The sequence below is a fragment of the uncultured Porphyromonas sp. genome, assembly GCF_915070105.1.
In the GTDB taxonomy this organism is placed as follows: Bacteria; Bacteroidota; Bacteroidia; order Bacteroidales; family Porphyromonadaceae; genus Porphyromonas.
Window position 1 is genome coordinate 1 of sequence record NZ_CAJZFJ010000089.1, and the last position, 7,631, is coordinate 7,631.

5 protein-coding genes and 2 tRNA genes are annotated in these 7,631 nt (G+C 57.0%); 2 read left to right on the forward strand and 5 right to left on the reverse strand.

Annotation, left to right across the window (positions count from 1 at the left end; all coding sequences use genetic code 11):
- Positions 1-3: 3 nt before the first annotated feature.
- A tRNA-Leu gene (locus QZ554_RS07750) sits at positions 4-87 on the reverse strand.
- 48 nt (positions 88-135) lie between these two features.
- A tRNA-Leu gene (locus tag QZ554_RS07755) sits at positions 136-218 on the reverse strand.
- Positions 219-484: 266 nt separating this feature from the next.
- On the opposite strand from QZ554_RS07755, the gene QZ554_RS07760 reads away from it, so the two are divergent.
- Both QZ554_RS07760 and QZ554_RS07765 read left to right on the forward strand, forming a co-directional pair.
- Positions 485-715, forward strand: a complete 231-nt coding sequence (locus tag QZ554_RS07760) for a hypothetical protein (protein ID WP_297195619.1) — start codon at positions 485-487, stop codon at positions 713-715.
- A gap of 629 nt (positions 716-1,344) precedes the next feature.
- Positions 1,345-2,595, forward strand: coding sequence for a U32 family peptidase (locus QZ554_RS07765; protein WP_297195621.1), 1,251 nt, complete (start codon positions 1,345-1,347; stop codon positions 2,593-2,595).
- Between the two features lie 116 nt (positions 2,596-2,711).
- Here the strand turns inward: QZ554_RS07765 and pafA are convergent, their stop codons facing one another.
- The 3 genes from pafA to mutS all read right to left on the reverse strand — a co-directional run.
- The gene (gene pafA / locus QZ554_RS07770; RefSeq protein WP_297195623.1) at positions 2,712-4,382 is read right to left on the reverse strand and encodes an alkaline phosphatase PafA; all 1,671 of its coding nucleotides are present in this window, start codon (positions 4,380-4,382) and stop codon (positions 2,712-2,714) included.
- 42 nt (positions 4,383-4,424) lie between these two features.
- Positions 4,425-5,294, reverse strand: a complete 870-nt coding sequence (gene prmA / locus QZ554_RS07775; RefSeq protein WP_297195625.1) for a 50S ribosomal protein L11 methyltransferase — start codon at positions 5,292-5,294, stop codon at positions 4,425-4,427.
- Between the two features lie 12 nt (positions 5,295-5,306).
- Positions 5,307-7,631, reverse strand: a 2,325-nt coding sequence (gene mutS, locus QZ554_RS07780; protein ID WP_297195627.1) for a DNA mismatch repair protein MutS, incomplete at its 5' end; no start/stop codon positions are given.

Consider the following 7,631-nt stretch of genomic DNA (forward strand, 5'->3'; position numbering starts at 1 on the left):
TTGTACGCGGGATGAGATTTGAACTCACACGCCGTAACCGGCACTACCCCCTCAAAGTAGCGTGTCTACCAATTTCACCACCCGCGTATTTATAAGATCTCTTGCAAACGATAGACTCTCTCTTTCGTAGTGGAGTGCCCGGGACAGGACTCGAACCTGCACGTCTTTTGAACACTCGCACCTGAAACGAGCGCGTCTACCAATTCCGCCACCTGGGCTGACCCGTTTGCACTGCAAAGGTACAACAAATTTCGATACCGCCAAATCTCCCCCTCCCGACAGCCCCTTTACTCCCCTCGTCTACCTCCACCCAGCGAGCTTAGTGAGACCTTCGCAGACTACCTATTAGACTTATTAGACTTATTAGACTTATTAGACTTATTAGACTTATTAGACTTATTAGACCTATCGCACCTATCCCACATATTCGACCGATCCCACATATCACCTAGGTCTAATAGGTGCAATAGGTCAAATAAGCCTAATGCCCTCCACCCTAGCCCTCCACCTAGCCCACCCCGCCAGCTATACCCACTCCCCACCTCTACTGCTACGCCCCATCTACCGCCCCCACCTATCTATGACTATACAGACTATCCCAGCCCTGCACCTAGCCCACCCCGCCAGCTATACCCGCTCCGCACCTCTACTGCTACGACCCATCTACCTCCCCACCTATCTACGACTATACAGACTACCCCAGCCCTGCTCCTAGACCACCCTATCGACCATGTATATTATGTCCGCCTAGCTCTACCTAACCCACCACCCACCAGCAGGGCTATCGCCTCCTACCCACCTCGACCCAGCGACCTTAGTCAGGCCTTCGCAGACTACATATTAGACCTATTGGACTTATTGGACCTATCGCACCTATTATACCTTTTACTCCTATCAGACCTATCGCTCTCTAGTCCTATCCTACACTCCCCCACTCTAGGTGCGGTAGCCCGTGCGGTCTAGCGCTCTCCGTCAGGCAGATAGCTACAGGGGGATATAGGCCATATTGAGATAGGGTGGAGCGGACTCGGTATGACCTGTGTAATCACCTATGTAAGGTGACGACAACGCTCTCGGTATGATCGCTACTGCGCTCTCGGTATGTCCGCATCCATCACCTTACATAGGTGATTACACAGGTCATACCAAGAGCATTCCTATCCCCTCTCTGTAGCCCTGTTGGTGGGGCTCTTGAGGGCTTTGTCAAAGAGCGCTCGTAGGGGGACATTTACGGAGGAGGAGGACTTTGCAGGCGCTGAGAGTAGGCTATTGTGCTGGGGTACTTTGGCCTTAGGCTGGCTCATTTTGCACTATCTTTGTGGGCTAAATGAATGTTTATCACTAATGAATAGGAACGAATATGAAATCATGGCTCCCGTCGGGTCATACGAGTCGCTCATGGCGGCGATCAACGCGGGGGCTAACTCTGTATACTTCGGCATCGAGGGGCTGAACATGCGCTCCAAGAGTGCCAATAACTTCACCACCGAAGACCTTTACCGCATAGCAGCTATATGCCGTGAGCACGGCGTCAAGAGCTACCTCACCGTCAATACGATCATCTATGACGAAGACCTCGAGCTCATGCGTCGTATCATAGACGCTGCCAAGGACGCCGAGGTCTCCTCCATCATCGCTGCCGATGTCGCCCCGATGCTCTACGCACGTAGTATCGGTGTAGAGGTACACCTCTCTACCCAGCTCAATATCACCAATGTCGAGGCGCTGCGCTTCTATGCCCAGTTCGCCGACGTCGTGGTCCTAGCCCGTGAGCTGAACATGGATCAGGTGGCAGCTATCCACCGAGCTATCCTCGAGGAGCCCATCCTGGGGCCTGGAGGTCAGCCCATACGTATCGAGATGTTCGCCCACGGAGCCCTCTGCATGGCGGTCTCGGGTAAGTGCTACCTAAGCCTACATGAGCACGGCAAGAGTGCCAACCGTGGCTCCTGCTCACAGGTCTGCCGTCGCTCCTACGAGGTGCGGGACAAGGAGACCGGTATCGAGCTGGCGGTAGACAACGAATACATCATGTCCCCCAAGGACCTCAAGACCATCCACTTCCTCAACAAGATGCTGGACTCGGGGGTGCGGGTGCTCAAGATCGAGGGTCGAGCCCGTGGTCCCGAGTACGTCGATGCTGTTGTGCGTGCCTACCGAGAGGCAGTAGACAGTTACCTCGCTGGGACGTTCGATGAGGCACGCGTGGAGCAGTGGGACAAGCACCTCGGCGAGGTCTTCAACCGTGGCTTCTGGGATGGCTACTATCTAGGGCAAAGGCTCGGGGAATGGACTTCGAGCTATGGCTCCTCCGCCACGAAGCAGAAGGTCTATGTAGCGAAGACCAATAAGTACTTCTCCAAGATCGGTGTCGGGGAGTTTGCCGTAGAGAGCGGGGAACTCAAGGTGGGGGACGAGATCCTCATCACGGGTCAGACGACGGGGCTTGTACGCTTCACTATCGAGGAGATCCGTGTCGAGATGGACTCCGTAGAGCGTGCTGTCAAGGGGCAGGTTTGCTCGATCGCAGTCCCCGAGAAGGTTCGCCCCGGTGATAGGGTCTACATCTTCACCGACCGCAAGGTAGCGCAGTAGCCACTGCCTACCCCTGTCACGCAAAGTAAAAGCGACACACTGAGCTAGGGCTCAGTGTGTCGCTTTGATTTATTCCCTACCCCTGTCCTTTGTGTGAATGAGGGTGGAGCGTCTTGTTAGTCTTCGTCTACGAAGGCCTCGGTGATGGGATGACCGATACAGCCACTGGGGTACTGGGTCTTCAGTAGCGCAGCTAGCGTGGCGGCGATGTCCGTGATGTTCGTCTCACGGTAGAGATGCCCCTGACGGATACCCTTACCCATGAAGATGAGGGGAATATGCGTGTCGTAGGGCGACCAGACACCGTGCGTCGTGCCACGTGGGGTCTCCGCACTACCCTTGGAGTACCATCCTGGATCGGGGATGACGAAGATGTCGCCACTACGCCCCTTGCGGTAGCCATTGATGATACGTGTCTTGATCGCCTCGGGGATGGGGGCGCTTACGACTTCGTCTGCAGGGATGGCATAGGCGACACCGGGGAGCTTGTCCTTGAGGGCCTGACAGATGGTGCGCTGTAGGGCGCTGCGGTTTATACCGAGGGAGTCGATACGGGCATCGTTGAAGAATACTTGATAGTTGAAGTACGCACGTATGACACGGGCATTCGCTCCGAGGGTCTTATTTACCACGGAGTCGATGATCTGACGCGCGATGTCGGAGCGTAGCGCCTCGCCGGGGATCTTGTGATCCTTGTCGAAGGTGAGGTTATGCGCTGCAGCGTGGTCGGCGGTGAGGATGAAGAGGTATTCGCCCTCCCCGACCTTCTTATCTAGGTAGCTAAGGAAGTCAGCTAGATCTCGGTCTAGGCGCAGGTAGGTGTCCTCCGTCTCCACAGCGAACGTCCCGTAGCGGTGTCCCACATAGTCCGTCGCCGAGTGGCTCATGGCGAGGAAGTCGGTATCCTCACCTTCGCCCAGATGCTCGCCCTCGATAGCCGCCTTGGCGATCTCAAAGGTCAGTGTGTTGCCAAAGGGCGTCGTGCGGATCACCCCTAGTCCCTCGGTCTTCATCAAGGCCTTGGTGTCGAGAGGTAGGGTATCGGGGATCTCACCCTTCTTGCCCCAGGGCTGCTCGTAGTCGTTCTTATCGGCAGTGCTCTCCCGATAAGTCTTGAGGTCATAGAGAGGCTTCCAGCCTTGGCTGAGGAGCTCCTTGACTCGACCACGTGCATTGAACTTCTTGACCCACTCGGGCAGGTCTGTACGATAGTAAGTACTCGTGATGAAGTGCCCCGAGGCATCATCGAGCCAATAGGCACCGTTTGTCGTATGCCCAGCGGGAAGGATAGAGGCTCTGTCCTTGATGGCGACGCCGATGGTCTTGGAGCGGAAGTTGGTGGCTATACGCAGCTCGTCGGCGATGGTGGTCGTCAGGAGGTTACGTGGAGACATCTGACCACTCTTACCATTGGGTACCCCTACGGAGGCTACGAGGGTGTCCTGCGTGCAGTAGATGGGCTTGCCGTCCTTGAAGAAGTCGTTGCCTGCTATGCCGTGGATAGCGGGTACGCTACCCGTGTGTACGGAGCTATGACCGATGGCGGTGTAGGCAGGGATGTAGTTGATGCGTGTATTCTCGCAGTTGAAGCCCCGAGAGAGTAGTCTCTTGAAGCCTCCCTCGACGAAGCGTGCTTGATAGCGATAGAGATAGTCCCAGGTCATCTGGTCTACCATCATCGTGACCACTAGTCGTGGGCGACCATGCTGTGTCGCCTCTGAGCGGGATGCCGAGACGAGCGCCGTGAGGGCAAGGGCTAGGAGCCGAAGGGTAGTCGTTCGTGTCATTGGTCTATACTATGTATGAGTTGATGAGTAGGGTCGGTGAGGTTAAGGCTTGAGGAGCTCGACGAGTGACCAGCGGTGGCGCGAAGTGCTCGAGACGAGTTCTAGGCCGAGCTCCGCACCCCGATCTACGAGGAGCGGTATGTCCTCCTCGTAGAAGCCACTAAGGAGTAGTCTACTGCCCGAGTGCATGACGGCTACGTAGCGAGGCATATCCACCAGGAGAATGTTGCGGGTGATGTTCGCCAGGATCAGGTCATAGGAAGCCTTACCCTCTAGGGCGGAGGCATCACCGCAGATGATCTCATCGACAGAGACGGCATTGAGGGCAGCGTTCTCATGGACATTCTCATAGGCCCAGGGGTCTATGTCTATGGCGGTGAGAGAGGAAGCTCCACGCCTTAGTGCGATGATGCCGAGGATCCCCGTACCACAGCCCATATCCAGCACACGTAGTCCCCCGAGATCGTGCCCGAGGAGCCAGGAGCAGATGAGAGAGGTCGTCTCGTGGTTACCAGTACCGAAGGCCATCTTGGGGCTAATGATGATCTCCATCGGTAGCTCGGGACGGGGCTCATGGAAGGGGGCACGTATGAGGCACTGTCCTTCGCCGAGGAGAATAGGCTGGAAGTAGTTCTTCTCCCACTCCTCATTCCAATTAACTTCGGGGAGGAGCTCCGTAGCGAACTCGCAGGTGAAGCCCTCGAGGGGGAAGGCGGTGAGGAGCTCACGTGTCGCCTCCTCACGATAGTCCTGCTCGGGGATGAAGGCCTTCACCATCCCCTCACCCTGCTCGAAGCTCTCGAAGCCTATGGTGCCCAGCTCGGAGATCAGCCAGTCGCTGAGGTCTTCGTCAGAGATAGAGGTCTCGCTGGTGGGATAGTGGTAGTGTAGTGTCAGCTGTAGATAGGGCATGGGAAGGGGGGATTATTGGGGTGTCGTCAGTAGGCGCTGTATCTCGCTCAGTTTGTTCAGTGCCTCCAGAGGGGTTAGGCTATTGATGTCCACCTGCAGGAGACGCTCACGTATGTCAGAGAGGACGGGATCATCGAGCTGGAAGAAGCTCATCTGTACCCCCTGCACCCCTTCGCTTGGTGTGCTGGTGGGCTTGCTTGCCCTCGTGATCTTGATCTCTGAGCCGAGCCCTGTCACCTCGTGTAGGTGTGCTTGCTCGAGCTGCTCGAGGATCTCCGTAGCACGCTGTGTGATACACTGAGGCATACCGCCTAGGCGGGCGACCTGGATACCGAAGCTATGCTCACTGCCTCCAGCGATGAGCTTGCGCAGGAAGAGCATCTTGCCCTCCACCTCTCGGGCGGAGACATTGTAGTTCTTCACACGCTCCAGCCTACTCTCTAGGTCGTTGAGCTCGTGGTAGTGGGTGGCGAAGAGGGTCTTGGGGCGGCCAAAGGGGTTGTCATGAAGGTACTCAATGATCGCCCAAGCGATGGAGATACCGTCGTAGGTGCTCGTACCTCGCCCGAGTTCGTCGAAGAGGATGAGTGATCGGTCAGAGAGGCTGTTGAGGATACTCGCTGCCTCCTGCATCTCGACCATGAAGGTCGATTCGCCCCGAGAGATATTGTCCGAAGCACCCACTCGGGTGAAGATCCCATCAATGAGTCCTATATGTGCCGCTTCGGCAGGGACGAAGGAGCCAATCTGAGCTAGCAGGGTAATGAGTGCTGTCTGGCGAAGGAGTGCGGACTTACCGCTCATGTTAGGCCCGGTGATGACCATGATCTGGGTGTCATCAGAGCCAAGCCGTACATCATTAGGTACGTAGCTCTCGCCGAAGGGGAGCTGTCGCTCGATCACGGGGTGACGACCAGCCTTGATGTCTATCACTCGCCCTTCGTCCACCACGGGACAAACGTAGCGATTGGTCTCAGCCGTTAGGGCAAGCGAGGTCAAGCAGTCTAGCTGGGCTATCGTACGGGCATTGCGCTGCAGGGGCTGTATGTAGCGAGCTATGCGCAGGACGAGCTCCTGATAGAGACGTCCCTCCAGCACCGCTATGCGCTCCTCTGCTCCGAGTATCTTCTCCTCGTACTCCTTGAGCTCGGGGAAGATATACCGCTCTGCACCGACCAGCGTCTGCTTGCGTGTCCAGCTCTCGGGCACATCCTTGGTGTGGGTCGAGCGTACCTCGACATAGTAGCCGAAGACGTTGTTGAAGGCGATCTTTAGCGGTATACCTGCCTGCTTGCTCTCTCTGTCCTGTAGCTGTACGAGGTAGTCCTTGCCGTGGGCTGAGAGGTCACGGAGTTCATCTAGCTCACTATTGATCCCCGAGGCGATCACTGCACCACGTCCTAGGGCTGCAGGGGGCTCCTCGGTCAAGCTCTGCTCGATGTCCTCCACGAGGGACTCGCAGAGCTCCAGATGCTCCGCCAACTGACGTAGCTCCTGACGGCTCTCCTCTGGGGTGGATTGTGCTAGCTGGGCTACCTCACCCACAGCACGCAGAGCCTGCGCCAAGGCACGAGCCTCTCGGGGGGAGATGCGCCCCATGGCGACCTTGCTCGTCATACGCTCTAGGTCACCGATGCCAGCGAAGCATTCGCCGAGCTCGCGACGTAGCTCGCTATCACGCACCAGTGTGCCCACAATGCGCTGTCGTCTATGAATCTCCTCGAGGTCAATCAGAGGGAAGGAGAGCCAGCGTCTGAGCAGTCGTCCTCCCATAGGCGTCGCCGTAGCGTCTACTACGTCCAGCAGACTATGTCCCGCCTCGGGGCTCATCGACTGGAGGATCTCTAGGCTACGGAAGGTAAAGCTGTCGAGCCGCATCATCCCCAGTCGGTCTATACTGCGCAGGGTGGTGATGTGGCTGAGTTCGTTATGGCTGGTGAGCTCTAGGTAATTAAGGATAGCACCTGCGGAGGCTATGGATAGGGGCTTCTGCTCTAGGCCTAGCCCCTTGAGGCTCTTCACTCCAAGCTGGTTCTGTAGCTTCTGGCGGTTGTTCTCTACAGCAAACGTCCAGTCCTCCACCTCGAAGACGAAGCCCCGCCAAGCGAAGGTTCGGTCAAAGGCCGCACGAGCCTTCCGCTCCACGAGCACCTCCTTCGGCTGGTAGGAGGATAGGAGCTTATCTAGGTGCTCGACCGTACCCTCGGAGACGAGGAACTCCCCCGTAGAGATGTCCAGCAGGGCTAAGCTCCCCTGCCCTCCCTCGGGGAGGTAGAGGGCTGCGAGGTAGTTATTCTCCTTGTTGTGCAGGACGTTGTCCCCCGTGACGACCCCCGG